Source organism: Clostridium swellfunianum (genome assembly GCF_023656515.1).
Taxonomy (GTDB): domain Bacteria; phylum Bacillota; class Clostridia; order Clostridiales; family Clostridiaceae; genus Clostridium_AT; species Clostridium_AT swellfunianum.
Window position 1 is genome coordinate 1370249 of the sequence record NZ_JAMOFV010000006.1, and the last position, 17959, is coordinate 1388207.

Here is a 17959-nt window from a genome sequence, read left to right on the forward strand (position 1 = left end):
AATTTTTGGTAATATATTAATGTAGTAGTAATCAGATTCATAGAGATTAGTAATCTTTGTGTACTTACAAGGAGGATTTAAAAAATGCCTGATCAAAGACTAAATAAACTTGCAAAACTTTTAGTTAATTATTCTACTGAAGTTAAGCCTGGTGATTTTGTATTTATATCCTGCGATGAAGTGGCAAAACCTTGGATGGTAGAAGTTGTTAAGGAAGCTGTAAAAGCAGGAGCTCACGTAGAAACTGTGCTTTCCTCTCAGGATGTAGCAGAGGCAAGACTTAAGTACAGCAGTGAAAATCAGCTTCTTCATGAAAACGTTCTTATGAAAACCATGCTTGAAAATGCTGATGTTTGGATTTCAGCCTGGGCAGACAGAAACACGAAGACAAATTCAAAAGTAGATGTAAATAAACTCAAGCTTTCTTCTAAAGGCGCAGCAAGCTGGAGAAAGATTTATTCAGAAAAGATGGGGGACGGATCTCTAAGATGGTGTGGCACTCAGTACCCTACTTATGCTGATGCTCAGGAGGCTTCCATGAGCTTTAGCGACTATGAAGAATTTGTTTATGGTGCAGGGCTTCTTGATTTCGAAGACCCTGTAGCTGAGTGGAAAAGAGTTAGTGCTGAACAAGAACGCTGGGTAAAATACCTGGATACTAAAAAAGAACTCCATTTTATATCAGAAGGAACTGACATAAAAGTAAATGTTAATGGCCGAAAGTGGATTAACTGTGATGGAAGAGTGAATTTCCCAGATGGAGAAATATTTACTTCACCTGTTGAAGATGGTGTAAATGGAGTAATAACCTTTAGTTTCCCAGGAATATATATGGGTAAAGAAATTGAAGGTATTGTTCTTCATGTTGAAAATGGCAAGGTTGTAACCGCTACTGCAACAAAGGGTGAGGAGCTTTTAAAGGCACTTCTTGAAACTGATGAAGGCGCAGTAAGATTTGGTGAAGTTGCTATAGGCACTAACTATGGCATCAAGGAATTCACAAGAAACATGCTCTTTGATGAAAAAATAGGTGGAACCATACATATGGCCATCGGAGATTCAATGCCTGAAGCTGGCGGACAAAACAGATCAACAATTCACTGGGATATGCTTTGTGATATGAGAAGCGGTGGCAAAATTTATGCCGATGGTGAGTTGTTCTATGAAAACGGCAAATTCATCGACAGCATATTAGAAAAATATAATTTATAAAATAATGGAACCTAGCAGCTAAATCTGCTAGGTTCCATTATTTTAGTCAAAATTAAACAATTCAATCAATTCTTCATCACTTAGACTCATCAAAGTTTCACCATTAGATAAGTCATCTCCCATAAGTTCAGCAATTAGCTTTTTCTTGTCTTGCTGCAGAGCTAGTATCTTTTCTTCAACAGTTCCTTTAGCAATAAGCTTAATGACCTCGACAACATTTTTTTGCCCAATTCTGTGGGCTCTGTCTGTAGCCTGCTCTTCAACCGCAGGGTTCCACCATGGATCAAAATGAACTACTATATCTGCTGAGGTTAAGTTTAGGCCTGTTCCTCCAGCTTTTAAACTTATTAAAAATACAGAGTTTTCACCTTCATTAAAAGCCTTAACCATACTCATTCTTTTCTCGGAAGGTATTGACCCATCTAAATAACTATAGGATATTCCTTCTGCAGTAATTTTGCTTCCAATGTTTTTAAGCACAGAGGTAAATTGAGAAAACACTAGGATCCTATGTCCTTCTTCAATACTTTGCTCCAATAATTCCACTAACGCCTCAAGTTTTGCACTTCCTCCATTGTATTCCTTCATCAGCACAGAAGGGTCCAAACATATCTGTCTTAGCTTTGTTATATAAGATAAAATTTCAATTTTACTGTTTTGAAATTCATAATCTTCAACTCTCTTCTTAATAAGGTCAACAGCATAATTAGCATAGGTTCCATATATTTTTTTCTGTTCTTCCTCCATGGTTACCACAAGAGTTTTTTCAATTTTATCTGGAAGTTCTTTTATAACTTCCTTCTTTCTTCGCCTTAAAATAAATGGCTTTATAAGTCTATTTAATTCTTCTAGCACTACTGGTTCTTCTCTAAGCTTTTTATGATACCTAACGCTGAACGTTTTTTCATCATAAAGGTAGCCTGGCATTACAAAATCAAATATGGACCAAAGCTCCATAAGAGAATTTTCAATCGGAGTACCTGAAAGTGCAAACTTTCTCTTTGCCTTTACTTCCTTAACAGCTACAGCATTTTGAGAACTTGAATTTTTAATGTATTGTGCTTCATCTAAAATGCAGTAGTCAAACTCTATGTCTTTATAGCTTTCAATATCTCTTTTTAAAAGATTATAAGTTGTTATAAGAACATCATAATGGCTTAAATTTTTAATTAGCTCTTCTCTCTCTTCCTTAGAACCATTAACTGCTGATATCTTAACAGAGGGCGCAAATTTTTCAAACTCGCTTGCCCAATTGTATATTAAAGAAGTCGGAGCTACAATCAAGGATTTACTTCCTCCATTAGCAGCTATAAAGCCTATAGCTTGAAGAGTCTTTCCAAGTCCCATTTCATCACCTAAAATCCCTCCGAAGCCTAAGTAATCTAAAGTCATAAACCAATTAAAGCCTACCTTTTGATACTCTCTAAGATTTGCCTTTAAATTCTCAGGCTGCGCAAAACTTAATGACTGTACATTCTTAAGTTTTTCAGTAACTTCCTTAAGCTCTGATTTTCCTTTCATATACCTAATGCCGTTTTCCTCTAAGTAGTTCTCCATATAGGGAGCCCTGCTTTTAGAAACCTCCAGCTTATTGTCCTCCAAACCTTTTGAAGCAACAGCGTCTAATAACTTTAGAAACTTTTTTAGCTCCAACTCTTCTAGGTCAATATATTCTCCATTTTTAAGCTTATAAAACTTAAGGTTATCTCTAAAAGCTCTCAGTATCTCTGCACTTTCTCTCGACGGAACATCTCCGATTTTAAAAGTCAGTTCAAAGTAATCGTATTTCCCAGACTTGATATCTCCTTTTATGCCCTTGCTTCCAATAGACTTTAAGCCTTTAAACCTTTCTGAATAGTATACCTCTCCTATTTCCTGAAGCTTACTTATTTCATATTTAAAAAATCTAAATATGTTTTCATCATCCTTTAAAAGATAAAACTTGTTCTTTATTTCTTCAAAGCCTAGATTTTTTAGCATTGCAATAACCTGAGCTTCCTTTTTAGAATCCCTATAAATTACTTTCTCCTGAAAATCTTCAAATACGTTAAACTCATAAGCTCCATATTTAGCTTTTAGAATAAGTTCTATATCGTTTCCTTCCTTATCAAAATAAAAACTAATCTCACATTGCCCAATAACTATTTTGTCTTTTATGGCTTTAGATAAAGCAACGTTCTGAGATAAAAGGTTTAGCTCTGGAATGAGCTTCCTAAGTACTGTATCCTCTTCATTTTCAGAAAAAGTTACAACCTTTGCCTGGTTAAATACTTGTAGATATGGTGCTATTTTATAGCAAAAATCATAACCTGGAAGGTATATTTCAGTTCCATATAAAAACACATCATTTTTAGAACCTAATACTGCTGGCATTCCACCGGGAGACTTTAAAACGTAATCTTTTTTTATTATCTTTAAATCAAAATCTACTGGTGGAGTCTCATACAAGATTTCTGTTTCCACTGGCCTATGAAAAAAGCCTTCATTTAAATAAACCCTATGTTGTTTAATTACATTAAAAAATTCTCTAGCCATAAACTTTGGTATATTTAAATATTTTCCATCAACTGCATTTGTTTTGTTATTACCAAAATATCTTGTATTTCCTTCAATTTCTTTTAGGCTTTCAATAAAATCAAGGAGTTTTTTATCTCTGACGCTAAATTTTTGCTGCTTTATATCGAAGATAAAGTTCTTACTGTAAGCAACAGGCACCTTGTTATAAAGTGCAACCAAAAACTGCTCAAGGTCTTTTAATATATAAAGGCTGTTCGAACTCATTGAGTTCAAGCCTATTTTAAATTCCGCCTGAAGACTATCATCCCATTCCTTCTTATTTATATAAATTTCAATTTTTATTTCATCCTTATCTTTTTCCTCACCTAAAAGCAGGGACAATATATTGCCACTACTTTTCAATATTCCATTATCCTTTTCCTCTTCATCCTTAAAAAGCTCGTGATTTGATAGTTCATCCACTGCTTTATAATAAGTTGCCACTAAATGCTTGCAGCAGTAATTTCTCTTCTTGAACTCATTCTTCTCAAAATCCTGACAGCTGCAATAGGTAGAAAATATATTTTTCTTATCCGCATCCATCTCAATCTTTGTGGTATATTCATTAAAAAGATTTTCCGAAATAACAAAACCATTTATACAAAGCATATTATCGTTACTAGTAATATTCACCGAGGAAACCAAGTCATTGTTTAACACTCTTTGTCCATCGGCATGCTTTTTACCGCTAGTACCTTCATTAAATATTTGAAGTAGCATATCTTCTTTCATAGTTACCTCTCATGCACTCCTAATTCTGATTATAGCTATTATATCTTTGTATCCTTGTAAAAAAAACTTAATAATCCCTTTATTATATCACAATTTATATTTTTCTGCCTAAATACAAAAAAGCCTCAACATGCTGCTGAAGCACAACTTCTATATTTATTAAATAGTTTTTAAAAATTCATAGTAGCTTAGAAGCATCTTCTTTTTCTCTTGACTAAGCTCTGATATATCTAAAACCACCTTTTCTCCATCATGGACTATTTCACTTTTTTTCTCATTGGTCTTTGTTATAAAATAAGTAGATACTGTACTTGTGAGCATACTCAAAAACCCAATTCCAGACAGCATAAGTATGGCCGCTATAATTCTACCTGCTGTTGTAGTAGGGCTAATATCTCCATAGCCTACAGTAGTGACGGTAACAATACTCCACCAAAAAGCATCCCCATAGGACTTAATTGTAGCGCTGGTATCCTTCTCAAAAAAATAAATAGCAAAGGAGCCTAAAATAGTTATTACCGTTGCAGAGCCTAGAGAATATATAAAACCATTTGTATATAAAACATCTTTTATATTATGAATAAGCCTCATTGAGTAAGTTAAAACTCTCATTAGCTTTAGCAAGCTCCCATATGGAGAGTTTGTAAAAAAGTGAAAGGGAAGTATAGCAATTAAATCCACATAGTGATTTCTTATAAATGCTGATTTATCCTTTGATAGCCCCCATCTTATAAAAAAATCAAGCACAAAAATAAAATAAATTACATTGTCAGCTATACTCAAGTAAGCAAGCTGACTGTCACTAATATTTTTATTGAATTGCAGCACCACAACAAAGGTTGCTACAATGGCTAAGATTCCAACTATAACATCGTAAGCAAATTCAATTCTTTCATTATTAGTAAAATCTAAATCCCTCATAATATTCCCTTCCCCCAAAAACATATATCTAGTATGATTCGCTAAATTTATTAAAATTCCTTCTAAAAAAGAGCCGGATTTCTCCGACTCTAGCCTGCTAAATATGCATTTTTAACCAATTCATCCTGAAGAAAGTCTTTTGCGCTTCCTTCCATTTCAATTTCTCCATTTCTTATTATATAGGCTCTATCAGCAGCCTGAAGTGCTAGGTTTGCATTCTGCTCGACCAGTAAAACTGTTGTACCAGCCTCATTAATATTCTTAATTATAGAGAATATTTCTTTTACTATGATTGGCGCAAGTCCCATGGAAGGTTCATCTAATAGAAGAAGCTTTGGTCTGGACATTAATGCACGACCAATAGCAAGCATTTGTTGCTCTCCACCAGATAAAGTTCCTGCTAGCTGCTCTTTTCTCTCAAGAAGCCTTGGAAACAGTGAAAATACTTTTTCATAATCTTTTTTTATTTCCACTTTATCTTTTCTTGTAAAGGCACCAAGCTCAAGATTCTCCATCACCTTCATCTTGGAAAAAACTCTTCTGCCTTCTGGAGAGTGAGATATTCCAAGCTTAACAATCTCTGTTCCATCTACTGAGCTTATATCTTTCCCATTTAGCTTTATGATTCCGCTTTTAGGTTTCAACATTCCAGATATAGCCTTTAGGGTTGTAGTTTTTCCAGCACCATTTGCCCCAATTAAAGTAACTACTTCACCTTCTTCTATTCTTAAATTTATATCTCGTAAAGCATGGATAGCTCCATAATATACATTTATACCTCTAAGCTCTAGCATATTTTTCCCTCCTGTATTCCTTATGAGAACATAAAAATTATTAACTTTTATGCCTCCTGCATTCCTAGTGAGCACGTAATAATACTTAATTATTACGCCCTTATTCTGCTTCTCCTAAATAAGCCTTAATTACCTCTGGATTCTTTTGAATTTCCTTTGGAGTACCTGATGCAATAAGTTTTCCATAATCAAACACCATTATTCTTTCACAAATCCCCATAACCAGCGACATATCGTGTTCTATAAGAATAACAGTCAAATCAAAAGCTTTTCTAATCCAAATAATGAGCTCTGTTAGCTCCTGAGTCTCCTTTGGATTCATACCTGCAGCAGGCTCATCTAAAAGCAGAAGCTTTGGCTTTGCAGCCAGTGCTCGTGCTATTTCAAGCCTCCTTTGCTCTCCATAGGAAAGATTTTTAGCAAGTTCTCCTCTTTTATCCTTAAGATTAAACTTTTCAAGAAGCTTAAAAGCTTCCTCCTCAACCTCTGCTTCTCTCTTATAAAAGGAAGGAAGCCTGAATAATGCTGATTGAACTCCATACTTTAAATTATTTTGAAACCCCATAAGCACATTGTCTAAAACACTCATGTTCTGAAAAAGCCTTATATTTTGAAAGGTTCTTGATATACCATAGTGCGTTATCTTATAAGGCTTTAACATCTTAGAGGTTACCTTTTTATCAAATTCATATACTATCTCGCCTTCTGATGGAGTATATATGCCTGTTAAAAGATTAAAGAAGGTAGTCTTTCCAGCACCATTTGGGCCAATGAGGCCAATTATTTCTCCTTTTTCTATACTTAGGCTTACATCAGTAACAGCCTTAATACCTCCAAATGCCTTTGAAAGCTTATTCACCTTCAGCACTGACATAAAGTTTGCCCTCCTTTCTCTTTCTGCTTGGCAATTTAAATTTATAACTTCCTAATAAACCTTGTGGTCTGTAAACCATAATTACAAAGAGAATTAAAGAATATACTACCATTCTAAGCTCAGGTATTCGTTGTAGAAATAAAGATATCAGCGTTAGTGCTACAGCCCCTACTATAGACCCGCTAATGCTTCCCATGCCTCCAAAAACTACTATTACTAAAATATCTATAGATTTCATAAATCCAAAGGCATCTGGTTTTATAAAATAAAAATAATTTGCGTATAATGCTCCACCAATACCAGCAAACAGCGCCCCTATACTGAAAGCCAATACCTTATAATAGGTTGTATTAACCCCCATAGCTTCTGCTGCTATTTCATCTTCTCTTATGGCAATACAGGCTCTTCCATGATAGGAATTAATAAAGTTTTTTATTATTATAACTGTTGCTGCACACATAAAAAACAGCCAAGTCCAGCTCGTATACTGAGGTATGTCATTTAAGCCTGTAGCTCCTCCAATATACTCTGTATTAAGAGCTACAATTCTTATTATTTCTCCAAAACCAAGGGTTGCAATAGCAAGATAATCCCCTTTAAGCCTTAAAGTTGGAATTCCTATAAGAACTCCAGCTACAGCCGCTGCTGCCCCTGCAAGCAATATTGCTACTATAAAAGGCGCTTCAAGCTTAGCTGTTAGAATCCCAGAGGTGTAGGCTCCAATGGCCATAAAGGCAGCATGCCCCAATGAAAACTGCCCTGTAAAGCCTGTTATTAGATTTAAGCTAATCGCCAGTATAATATTAATTCCAATCAGCACAATATTTAAAAATATATAACTATCAATAGCCCCCGTAGTTATCATAAGCTGACCTAGACCATAAACCGCGATTAGAACTAACAATGAAATTATATTCTTCTTATTAATCAGCTTCATATTATCTTCCCCCTACACCTTTTCCTTTACTACTTTTCCAAGGATACCATTTGGTTTTAATAGTAAAACCAGTATTAAGATTGCAAAAGCAACAGCATCCTTATAAAGCGATCCTCCATAAGCACTTACCATGGTTTCTGTTATTCCAAGGAAAAAGCCTCCAAATACTGCACCTGGTATTATTCCTATGCCCCCTATAACCGCTGCAATAAAAGCTTTTAAACCCGGTATAACACCCATGAGTGGATTTATAGAGTTATAGTAAATTCCCACAAGAACTCCTGCTGCTCCAGCTAATGCTGAACCTATAGCGAAGGTATAGGATATAGTCTTGTCTACATTAATGCCCATGAGCTGAGCAGCTTCTCTGTCTAAAGCTACTGCCCTCATAGCCTTGCCAGTTTTAGTTCTATGGATGATATATTGAAGTATAATCATAAGCATTATTGTAATTAGCACTATATATAGATTTTTAGCGTCCATAACTACGCTTCCACCAAAAAATGTTATCTTTTTATTAGATAAAACCTGCGGAAATGATCTAGTTTCAGCTTTAACAAAATACATCATTGTATATTCTAGAAACAAAGAAACACTTATAGCTGTTATGAGCGCAGCAATTCTTGTAGATTTTCTTATAGGCTTATAGGCTACCTTCTCAATTACCATTCCTAAAATACTAGAAACAAGCATTGATATCAATAAGGCCGGTAAGAAGTCCAAGTGGAAAAAGGTAGTTACTGCAAAACCAACATAAGCTCCCACCATGTATATATCGCCATGAGCAAAATTTATTAAATTGATTATTCCATATACCATGGTATATCCGAGAGCAATAAGTGCATATATACTGCCTAGAGACAGACCATTAATAAGCTGCTGAAATAGTTCTTTCAATACTCGACACTTCCTTTCCTATGCCCTTATGATAATTAAAATTTACTGACTAATGATTATGGATTTAATTTCTTTAAGAAAGTTGGCTCTCCATTTTTCATTTCTATTACTGTTACTGATTTAACTGTATTGTGATTTTTATCAATAGTTACCTTACCAGTAACTCCTTTAAAATCCTTAGTTGCTTCTAAAGCTTCCTTAAGCTTTACTGAATTAACTTCTCCTGCTCTCTTTAATGCATCTGCAATTAAATAAGCCATATCATAACCTAGAGCATTGAATGCATCTGGTTCTTTTCCATACTTTTTCTTATAAGCGTCATTGAATTTTACTACTTCAGCTGAAGTATCTTTTGATGAATAGGCAGTTGTATAATAAACCTTGTTTAAAGCATCCTTGCCTGCAAGCTCAGTTAGCTTTGGTGACTCATACCCGTCCCCGCCAAGTATAGGAACATTTAGTCCAAGATCTCTTGCCTGTCTCACAATTAGTCCAACTTCTTCATAATAACCAGGAAGAAATAGCACTTCTGGATTTAAAGATTTAATCTTTGTAAGTACTGCTTTAAAATCTGTTTCCTTTGCCTGATAAGCTTCTTTGCCTACTACTTGCCCACCTTGCTTAGTGTAGGTTTCTTCGAAGTTCTTTGCTAGCCCTTTACTGTAATCGCTAGTTGTATCCACGAGTACAGCTGCTTTCATAGCCTTTAAATCATTTACTGCAAAGTTAGACATCATAACGCCTTGAAAAGAATCACTAAAACAAGTCTTGAATATAAATTCCCTAACCTTTCCATTGCTGTCTACCGTTACATCATCTGAGGTTGCAGAAGCAGAAACTAGCGGAACCTTGTTCTGTATTGCTGCCGGAGATGCTGCCTTAGTATTTCCTGAAGTTGCTGCCCCTAAAATAGCAACTACCTTATCCCTAGTAGCAAGCCTTGTAGATACATTAGCTGCTTCAGTATTTTCAGATTTATTATCCACCTTAACAGCCTCGATTTGTTTTTCTAAAACTCCACCGTTGCTATTTATTTCTGTGATAGCAAGCTCGATACCGCTGACAAGACTTTGTCCATAAGTTGCAACATTTCCTGAAAGTTCATAATTTAGGCCGACCTTAATTTGACCTGCATTATTTTTGACAGTTGCAGCAGAACATCCTGCAAAAATACTCATAACAACGCATGCTGATACTAATACTGATAACTTTTTATTCATTTTTAATTTCCCCCTCTTATTCGCGACTGACTTTAATAAATGGCTCTTGAGTATAATGCCATCTTCATCCTGACCTGCAGTGAGTCCCAACTAAACCGCCCCCTTTTCTAAAAAATAATATAAAAAAACCTCTATATGTATGCTAAATACATATAGAGGCGTTATATCGCGATACCACTCTACTTCATGATTACCTCACAATAATCATCTTTACGGGTTCTAACAAACCCTGGCCTTTTAACGGGGCCCAACGGTGCAGCCTACTAGTATTCAGCTGCAAAACTCAGAAGTGATTGCTCACTATCAAATCAATACCGGCTCTCAGCTAATCCCAGTTCTCTGTAATTGATTTTATGATAGCTTGCTCTTCATCATAGTTTTAATATAGAGGTTTTTGATGCTAAAATCCCATAATTTGTTTGGCTCTTGTTTAATAATATATCACGATAAAGTATAGCTGTCAACACTTTTTGCAAGTAATTTTAATTTAAATTGCAATTAATTCTTTATTATTAAAATTGAAAGCTAATCTATAGTTTTTAGTTGTAGGACAAACTATAGATTAGCTCTTATCATTATACTTAATTACATGCTTTCATGGAAAGTTCTATTTATAACTTCAAGCTTTTGTTCCTTTGTTAATCTGTTGAAGTTAACAGCATAACCACTAACTCTTATAGTTAGAGTCGGGTACTTCTCTGGATGTTCAACTGCATCCATTAGAGTTTCTCTTTTTAAAACATTAACATTTAAATGATGACCGCCTTGTGCAAAGTACCCGTCTAAAATAGAAGTCAAATTATCTACTCTTTCCTCACTTGCAACAGAAGCTCTTTCTAGTTCCTTTGCTTTTTCTTTATGTACTGCTGTTATTTCTAAGTGTATTCCTTCTTCATCCTCTACCAATTGAAATTTAGGCTCATAACCTTTATCATACATGTCCTTAACTATTTCCAAGTGTGAATTAACTGCTTCAATTAACATTTTGCTATCCATTTTCTACTCCCCCGATACAAAGTTATTTCTACACCAGAATATACTAATAATTTTTATTTGTCAATAATTATTACCTATTGTTTGCTGTCTGATCTTGTATTAAGTGATTTATTATCTTTTCTTTAGCAATTTAAGCTGCTCTTCGTAAATTTTGCTGGAATATATTATAATCCTGCTAACTTCTATTCCTGCAATTATAGAGTAAGTTATGTCTCTCATTATACTAACTGGTTCATCGTTATAGCTTTTTCTTAGTTTCATTATCAGAATTTCAATATTTTCTTCTTTCTTGCACTTGTATCTTATATTCAAAGTTCTATTTCCAGTAAGCTTTATGAGCTTCGTATGCAATTCAAGTTCATAGAGCCCATGCTCAAGTTTATTCTTCTTCCAATAACTCGCACTATGCTGCAAACAAAAGTAATCACAAATAAAATGACAAATCACTCCTAACCCCTCTGAGAAATCTTTTAGTGATAGCTTTGCTTTCATAAGCTTATAAGAATATGAAATTATATTATTTATACTCTCTTCGTAGGTATGCTGTAACTTGATATATCTTTTATCTATATCAGGTCTAATGTTCCCATATGCAAAGGAGGAATAATCCAATTTAAAATTGGTAGTTTTAAAAATATATTCATTTATAATTTTTGATATAATCAAATGAGTTCCAGGAATCATAATACTATCTCTGCCTTATAAAACTTCTATTAATTCAAAAGTATGCTGGAAATATTAGATAAATGCTGCATTAAATATCATATTGAAATTTAATCATTAGTTATTTACAATATCCTTAAAAAATAAATTTTAAATTTTGTAACAACATTGTCATCAAATTGCCACAATTGAGTTTTATTATATACTCATCAGCTAATAATAATTATGTTAATATAGATTTTGGAGGGATTGATTATGGAGACTAACAATAATCATGAGTTTAATTATAACAACGAACAAGACATTAATTACAGTGAGGAAAAAACTGAGACTACTAGTCATTTTATTAATTATGATGATTCTAAATCAGAATCTGCCAGTTCCTATGCATCCTATAGTGAGCCTAAGGTTGAAATACCTAATATGTTAGTTCCAAAGAAAAATCGTGGAGGGTTAAAGAAAACCTTGGCCTATGTCGCTTTTGGATTAACTTGCGCAATAATAGGTGGAGCTGCCTCTGGAGCTGCTTTGCTTTACGGGCTTCCTAAAACAAAGCTTTTTGAAAACAGTGCCCTTTATCAGTCTCTTAATAAAGGAGGATCCACAACCCCTGCAGCTGCTCTTTATGACGGCCATCCAACGCAATTAGCTTCAAAGGGAGAAGCTTTGACAGTATCAGAAGTTGCTAAAAAGGTTGGTCCTGCCGTCGTTGCTGTTACAACGCAAGTTCAAGGAAATGTAGATTTATTTGGAAAGAGTGGTGTTCAGCAAGGCGTTGGTACTGGTATGATAATTAATCAAGAGGGTTATATCCTTACTAATTATCACGTAGTTGAAGGCGCTCAACAAGTAAAGGTAATATTAAGCAACGATAAAACTGTAACTGCCAAAGTTGTAAACTATGATGCCAACTATGACGTTGCAGTAATAAAGATAACCGAAAAAGTTGATATACCCGCAATAGTTGAGCTTGGTGATTCAGATAATCTTCAAATTGGTGAATCAGTTGTAGCTATAGGTAATCCTCTTGGAACAGATTTCTTTGGTTCTGTAACAACTGGTGTAGTGAGCGCCTTAAACAGAAAGATTGATGGAGATACAAACAAAGCTTCATATATTCAAACTGATGCCGCTATTAACTCCGGTAACAGCGGTGGGCCGCTAATAAATTCCCAAGGCCAAGTAATAGGTATAAACACTGCTAAAATAAAACAAAGCGGTGTTGAAGGACTCGGGTTTGCAATTCCAATCAACGCTATAAGAAATAAGATTCAAGACTTGTCAAAACCAATATTGATGGTAGGAATTCAGGGAAGAGAAATAGATAAGACTTTATCCACACAGTACAATCTTCCAATAGGTCTTTATATTCAAGATGTTACTGAATTCAGCCCAGCTGAAAAGTCAGGTTTAAGACGAGGAGATGTTATAACTAGCTTTGATGGCAAAAAGGTAACTACCTTTGCAGAAGTTAATGAAATAAAAAATAAGCACAAAGCTGGAGATGAAGTTTCATTAACTGTAGAAAGAAGTGGAAAACAAGTAAACTTAACCTTAAAATTTGAAGAGCAATAGTAGATAGCAGAGGACCAGTTCCTCTGCTATTTTTGTTATAGCTTACCTTCTAAAACTAATATATATTTTATTTTTGGGTATAACTATTTTATACGATAAAAATATATGAAAGAAGGTATATTGATGGAAAAGCTAAAAAACAAAAAACTGATATTCTTGATTTTTGGAGCCTTAATACTTGTTCTATTACCTTTTGGGTTTACAAAAGCTGAATCATCAGCCGAAACAGGCGAAGTATTTAAACTGCCTGAGCTTTCTTATAGCTATGATGCACTAGAACCATATATAGATGCACAAACTATGACTATACATCATCAAAAACATCATGCGGCTTATGTAGATAACTTGAACAAGGCACTAAGCAAATACCCACAGTTTACTGGCAAATCTCTTGAATATTTACTATCCAATTTAGATAGTCTTCCTTCAGATATAAAGGAGGCTGTCCGAAACAATGGCGGTGGTCATTACAACCATAGCTTATTCTGGTCAATAATGGGCAAAGACAAAGGCGGAGAACCTAATGGTAAACTTAAAGCTGATATAATAAAAAACTTCGGCTCCTTTGAAAACTTTAAGAAGGACTTTAAAGCTGCTGCACTTGGTCAATTCGGCAGTGGCTGGGCATGGCTTATAAAAGATAAAGATAAGCTTAAAATAATATCAACACCAAATCAAGATAGCCCAATGATGATTGGTATAACACCTATTATGGGCCTCGATGTTTGGGAGCATGCATACTACCTAAAGTACCAAAACAAACGCGGAGATTATATTGACAACTGGTGGAATGTTATAAATTGGGATGAAATTGAAAAAAGATACAAATAAATTTAAGCTGCAGATCTTACTTCTGCAGCTTTTCTATACATTCTCCTATGATTCTAAAGCCCTTTTCAATATCCTTTAGTCCTACTCTTGAAAATCCGAGTCTAAGAGTATTCTTAGACGATTTATCAATATAAAAAACATCTCCAGGCATAAAATCAACTCCTCTTTTTATAGATTCGTCTAAAAGCATTCTAGCATCTATTCTCTCAAGCTCTAAAAATATATGAAGCCCACCTTCGCCATAAATCTTGCACCCAGGAATATACTTTTGAGCACAATTTACAGCAAACATATACTTGTCTTTATAATATTTTCGTACCTTTTTCAGATAGATTTCAAAATTTCCGCTTCTTAAATATTCATATAAGAATGCCTGATCTAATACGGAATTATGGATGTTTCTGCTTCTCTTTATACTTTCTAGCACATCTATTAATTTTTTGTCTGCTGCAATCCATCCAATTCTAATTCCAGGAAAAAGTATCTTAGAAAAACTTCCTATGTACACAACACTATTATCTTCGCCAGCTAAGGCTGCTATTGAAGACACATGAGAGGAGGAATAAAGCAGTTCCTCATTAAATCCATCTTCAATAATTGGAACCTTAGAGGTTCTGCAGAGCTCATAAACTTCCTTCCTTTTATTCGCTGACATTACAGTTCCAGTAGGATTGTGGTAGGAAGGCGTTAAGTATATAAGCTTAATAGTATTGTCAGTTAGTTCGTGTTTTAACTGTTCCGTATCCATAACACCATTTTTAAAATTTACCCCTATAAGCTCCAAACTATGAAGCATCATAAGCTTTATTGCTGTATTATGAGTAGGATTTTCACAAATAACTCTGTCGCCTGCTGATGTTAAAGCTGATAAAACAATATCAAAACCTTCTGTAAAGCCATTAGTGATAAGTATGTCCTTGTCACTAAGATTAACTCCCTTATTTTGCATATAACTTTTTAAATAATCTATAAGAGGCTTATAACCTTTTGCATATCCATAGTTAAATAGTTTTTCTCCATCTACAGAAATACTGTTAAGAAAATCTCGTCTAATCTGTTCTAAATTAAATAATTTTTCATCTGGAGCTATGCTTTTGAAAGATATCATACCCTTTTGAGTAGGCATTTCACTTTTAATTATATCTAGCTTCACAGCCATCTTGCCAAAAGAACTAACTTTATCCTCCCAGCCTATTCTCCATCTCAAGTCATGCTTCTTAAATCTATGAGAAACAAAAGCACCCTTGTTTTTAGTTATTTGTATATATTCTTCATCCTCCAGAAGTTCATAGGCATGAACACAGGAATTCCTACTTACCCCAAGTATATTAGAAAGCTCCCTTGTAGAAGGCAGCTTGCTCCCCTCTACAAGCATTCCTTCCTCAATCATTCTCTTTAACTCATTACTTATTTGTTTATATATGGGCTCATTATCATTTAATTTAAATTCAGATAGAAGCATTTTTAACCTCGTTAACGATTGATTTTTAATGACAGCTCAATTATAGAATTTAAAAGTTCTGTAAAGCTTAAGCCATAAGACTTAGCACTTTTAGGAAGAAGACTGTTTTTAGTCATTCCAGGCAAAGTATTTACTTCAAGCACATATGGCTCATTATCCTTTATTATCATGTCTATTCTACCATACACACTGCATTTAAATAAACTCCAGCATTTTCTGCAAATATTACCAACCTTGCATTTTAATTCTTCATCAAGCTCTATAACTATTTCCTCCGAGGCTTTATCATCATATTTAGCTCTATAATCAAAGAACTCAGAATATGGTTTTATCTCAATAATAGGAAGAAGTTTACCACTTAGAATACTGCAGGTTATTTCTCTGCCTCTAATATATTTTTCTATTATAATTTCCTCATCATAACTAAAAGCTTTTAATACCGCATCAACTATATCATCACTGTTTTTTACTATATAAGTTCCGAGACTTGAACCTCCATTAACAGGTTTTACAACTACAGGGTATCCTATTCTATTTATTAGCTCATAGTTTAATTCTTGATGCTTTTTTATAGCAATCCACTCTGGTGTTGGGATTCCCTCAGCCTTCATAAGCCTTTTAGAGATATCCTTATCCATACATAAACTACTGGCTAGTATGCCTGATCCTGAATATGGTATATTCAGACTTTCTAAAATTTCCTGCGCTTCTCCATCTTCACCAAACTTTCCGTGAAGGGCAATAAGAGCAAAATCTATATTTTCTTTTAGTAGTTTATCAATTAAATCTCTTCTGTTGTTTATCTGTATTTCTATTGCCTTATATTTATTTTTATCTAGGTTCTTCATCATTTCTATTCCTGTTTTTATAGAAATTTCTCTCTCTGCTGAAGTACCACCGGTTATAACACCTACTCTCATTTTAATTCTCCTTTACAAATTTCTATTAAATATACAAAACAATTAGATTGCTTGTTGTAAACAATTCCTAATCTCTTATAATTCAATTTTACTCTTTAGAAAAATAAAAAAAAGAACCACAGTCTATGAACTTTTCATTAGCTGTGGCATCATAGCAAGATATATTTTTGTCTTGACTGTTAATTTTTGATTGATTTATAAAGTGCTATGATTGTGATAAAATAATATATAAAAATAATAAGGAAGTGAGAGAATTAATGGAATTAAAGGAGAAAGTAAAAAACCTGCCTTCATCTCCTGGAGTGTATTTTATGAAGGATTCACAAGGTACTATTATTTATGTGGGCAAATCTAAGAATCTAAAAAGCAGAGTTAGTTCTTACTTTCAAAATTCAAATACTCGCACTTCAAAAACAGAAAAGCTTGTAATGAATATTAAGGATTTCGAATATATACTTACCGACACAGAATTTGAAGCCTTACTTTTAGAGTGTAAGCTAATAAAAGCTTTAAAGCCAAGTTATAATAGAAAAATGAAAAACCCATTGTCTTATGTTTATATAAAAATAAATATAAACGAAGCTTACCCTAGCATTATAGTAACTAATGTATTAAACAAAGGTGATAGCTGCTTATATCTCGGGCCTTATACAAGCAAAGGGACTGTGGAGCGTGCTATTCAAGGAATAAAGGAAACCTACAAAATAATGTGCAGCAATCCTTCTCAGAGCAAAAATGCTTGCTTAAATTATTCCTTAGGACTATGTATAGGCATATGTTTAGGTAAATCAAGTGAAGTATACAGGAGCATAATAGATAAGATTATTGCCTTATTTAATCGCACTGATGAGAGCATTCTTGAAGAAATGGAGAAAAATATGCTAACAGCTGCTGAGCGCTTTGATTTTGAAACTGCTGCAAAGTATAGGGACTACATTGCTTCCATAAATGCGCTTATAGGTACTGCAAAGGTTAAAGATTTTACTGAGCAGAATAAAAACTTTATAGTTATGGAACACCTCGATGAAAGTGAATTGAAATATTTTTTAATCAATGGGAACAAAGTACTTGCTAGTGATAAAATTGATTTAAATATCATAGACAAAATCAAATTAAAAGATGATTTAAATATGAAGATTTTGGAATGTTTCACTTCTAGTAATATGGAAAACTCTCAAGAAGTTGATAGAGATGATATAGATGAGTCTCATATAATATACAGTTACTTAAAAAGCAGTAATTGCAGGTATGTTATTATACTAAATGTATGGATTGCAGAAAAAAATTCTGTTGAAATTAACACTGCTTTGGATAATTTATTATGTTGAAAAGAGTGTAATGCAATTATAAATCGCCTTACACTCTCAAC

The 17959-nt window shown here is 33.9% G+C and carries 14 protein-coding genes, 1 pseudogene and 1 other annotated feature; of the genes and pseudogenes, 4 read left to right on the plus strand and 11 right to left on the minus strand.

All coding sequences use genetic code 11. The features are described 5' to 3' along the window. Positions 1-84: 84 nt before the first annotated feature. On the plus strand, positions 85-1212 hold the full coding sequence (locus tag NBE98_RS06250; RefSeq protein WP_250813689.1) for an aminopeptidase: 1128 nt from the start codon (positions 85-87) through the stop codon (positions 1210-1212). Between the two features lie 42 nt (positions 1213-1254). Here the strand turns inward: NBE98_RS06250 and NBE98_RS06255 are convergent, their stop codons facing one another. From NBE98_RS06255 to NBE98_RS06295, 9 genes and pseudogenes are all read right to left on the minus strand, one after another. Continuing rightward, entirely contained in the window at positions 1255-4500 is a 3246-nt protein-coding gene (locus tag NBE98_RS06255) for an SNF2 helicase associated domain-containing protein (protein ID WP_250813690.1), read from the minus strand. Positions 4501-4659: 159 nt separating this feature from the next. Next, positions 4660-5421 carry a potassium channel family protein gene (locus NBE98_RS06260; protein ID WP_250813691.1) on the minus strand — a complete coding sequence of 254 codons (762 nt, stop codon included), beginning with the start codon at positions 5419-5421 and terminating at the stop codon, positions 4660-4662. A gap of 89 nt (positions 5422-5510) precedes the next feature. Continuing rightward, positions 5511-6215 carry an ABC transporter ATP-binding protein gene (locus NBE98_RS06265; protein WP_250813692.1) on the minus strand — a complete coding sequence of 235 codons (705 nt, stop codon included), beginning with the start codon at positions 6213-6215 and terminating at the stop codon, positions 5511-5513. A 100-nt stretch (positions 6216-6315) separates the two neighbouring features. After that, positions 6316-7089, minus strand: a complete 774-nt coding sequence (locus tag NBE98_RS06270) for an ABC transporter ATP-binding protein (protein ID WP_250813694.1) — start codon at positions 7087-7089, stop codon at positions 6316-6318. After that, the gene (locus NBE98_RS06275) at positions 7067-8026 is read right to left on the minus strand and encodes a branched-chain amino acid ABC transporter permease (protein ID WP_250813696.1); all 960 of its coding nucleotides are present in this window, start codon (positions 8024-8026) and stop codon (positions 7067-7069) included. The genes NBE98_RS06270 and NBE98_RS06275 overlap by 23 nt, the downstream gene beginning before the upstream one ends. Positions 8027-8038: 12 nt before the next feature. After that, on the minus strand, positions 8039-8923 hold the full coding sequence (locus NBE98_RS06280; RefSeq protein WP_250813701.1) for a branched-chain amino acid ABC transporter permease: 885 nt from the start codon (positions 8921-8923) through the stop codon (positions 8039-8041). A 56-nt stretch (positions 8924-8979) separates the two neighbouring features. Next, positions 8980-10143: an ABC transporter substrate-binding protein gene (locus NBE98_RS06285; RefSeq protein ID WP_250813703.1), complete on the minus strand. Its 1164-nt coding sequence runs from the start codon at positions 10141-10143 to the stop codon at positions 8980-8982. 151 nt (positions 10144-10294) lie between these two features. Next, positions 10295-10527: a binding site (T-box leader), on the minus strand. 201 nt (positions 10528-10728) lie between these two features. Beyond that, positions 10729-10959: pseudogene (locus NBE98_RS06290) on the minus strand (glycine radical domain-containing protein); the annotation flags it as partial. A gap of 291 nt (positions 10960-11250) precedes the next feature. Continuing rightward, a complete protein-coding gene (locus NBE98_RS06295) occupies positions 11251-11823 on the minus strand; it encodes a zinc dependent phospholipase C family protein (RefSeq protein WP_250813704.1) in 573 nt (190 codons plus the stop codon). Between the two features lie 234 nt (positions 11824-12057). Between NBE98_RS06295 and NBE98_RS06300 the strand changes: the two genes are divergently transcribed. Both NBE98_RS06300 and NBE98_RS06305 read left to right on the plus strand, forming a co-directional pair. Continuing rightward, positions 12058-13377 carry a S1C family serine protease gene (locus NBE98_RS06300; RefSeq protein ID WP_250813707.1) on the plus strand — a complete coding sequence of 440 codons (1320 nt, stop codon included), beginning with the start codon at positions 12058-12060 and terminating at the stop codon, positions 13375-13377. A 123-nt stretch (positions 13378-13500) separates the two neighbouring features. Next, positions 13501-14208 carry a superoxide dismutase gene (locus NBE98_RS06305; RefSeq protein ID WP_250813709.1) on the plus strand — a complete coding sequence of 236 codons (708 nt, stop codon included), beginning with the start codon at positions 13501-13503 and terminating at the stop codon, positions 14206-14208. A 16-nt stretch (positions 14209-14224) separates the two neighbouring features. On the opposite strand, the gene NBE98_RS06310 is transcribed toward NBE98_RS06305, so the two are convergent. After that, positions 14225-15670 (minus strand): aminotransferase-like domain-containing protein, encoded by a 1446-nt coding sequence (locus NBE98_RS06310; protein ID WP_250813711.1) that lies wholly within the window; start codon positions 15668-15670, stop codon positions 14225-14227. 11 nt (positions 15671-15681) lie between these two features. Beyond that, complete coding sequence (locus NBE98_RS06315) at positions 15682-16590, minus strand: D-alanine--D-alanine ligase (RefSeq protein WP_250813713.1); 909 nt, start codon at positions 16588-16590, stop codon at positions 15682-15684. A 257-nt stretch (positions 16591-16847) separates the two neighbouring features. On the opposite strand from NBE98_RS06315, the gene NBE98_RS06320 reads away from it, so the two are divergent. Continuing rightward, complete coding sequence (locus NBE98_RS06320; RefSeq protein WP_349305897.1) at positions 16848-17918, plus strand: GIY-YIG nuclease family protein; 1071 nt, start codon at positions 16848-16850, stop codon at positions 17916-17918. The last annotated feature ends 41 nt before the right edge of the window (positions 17919-17959 follow it).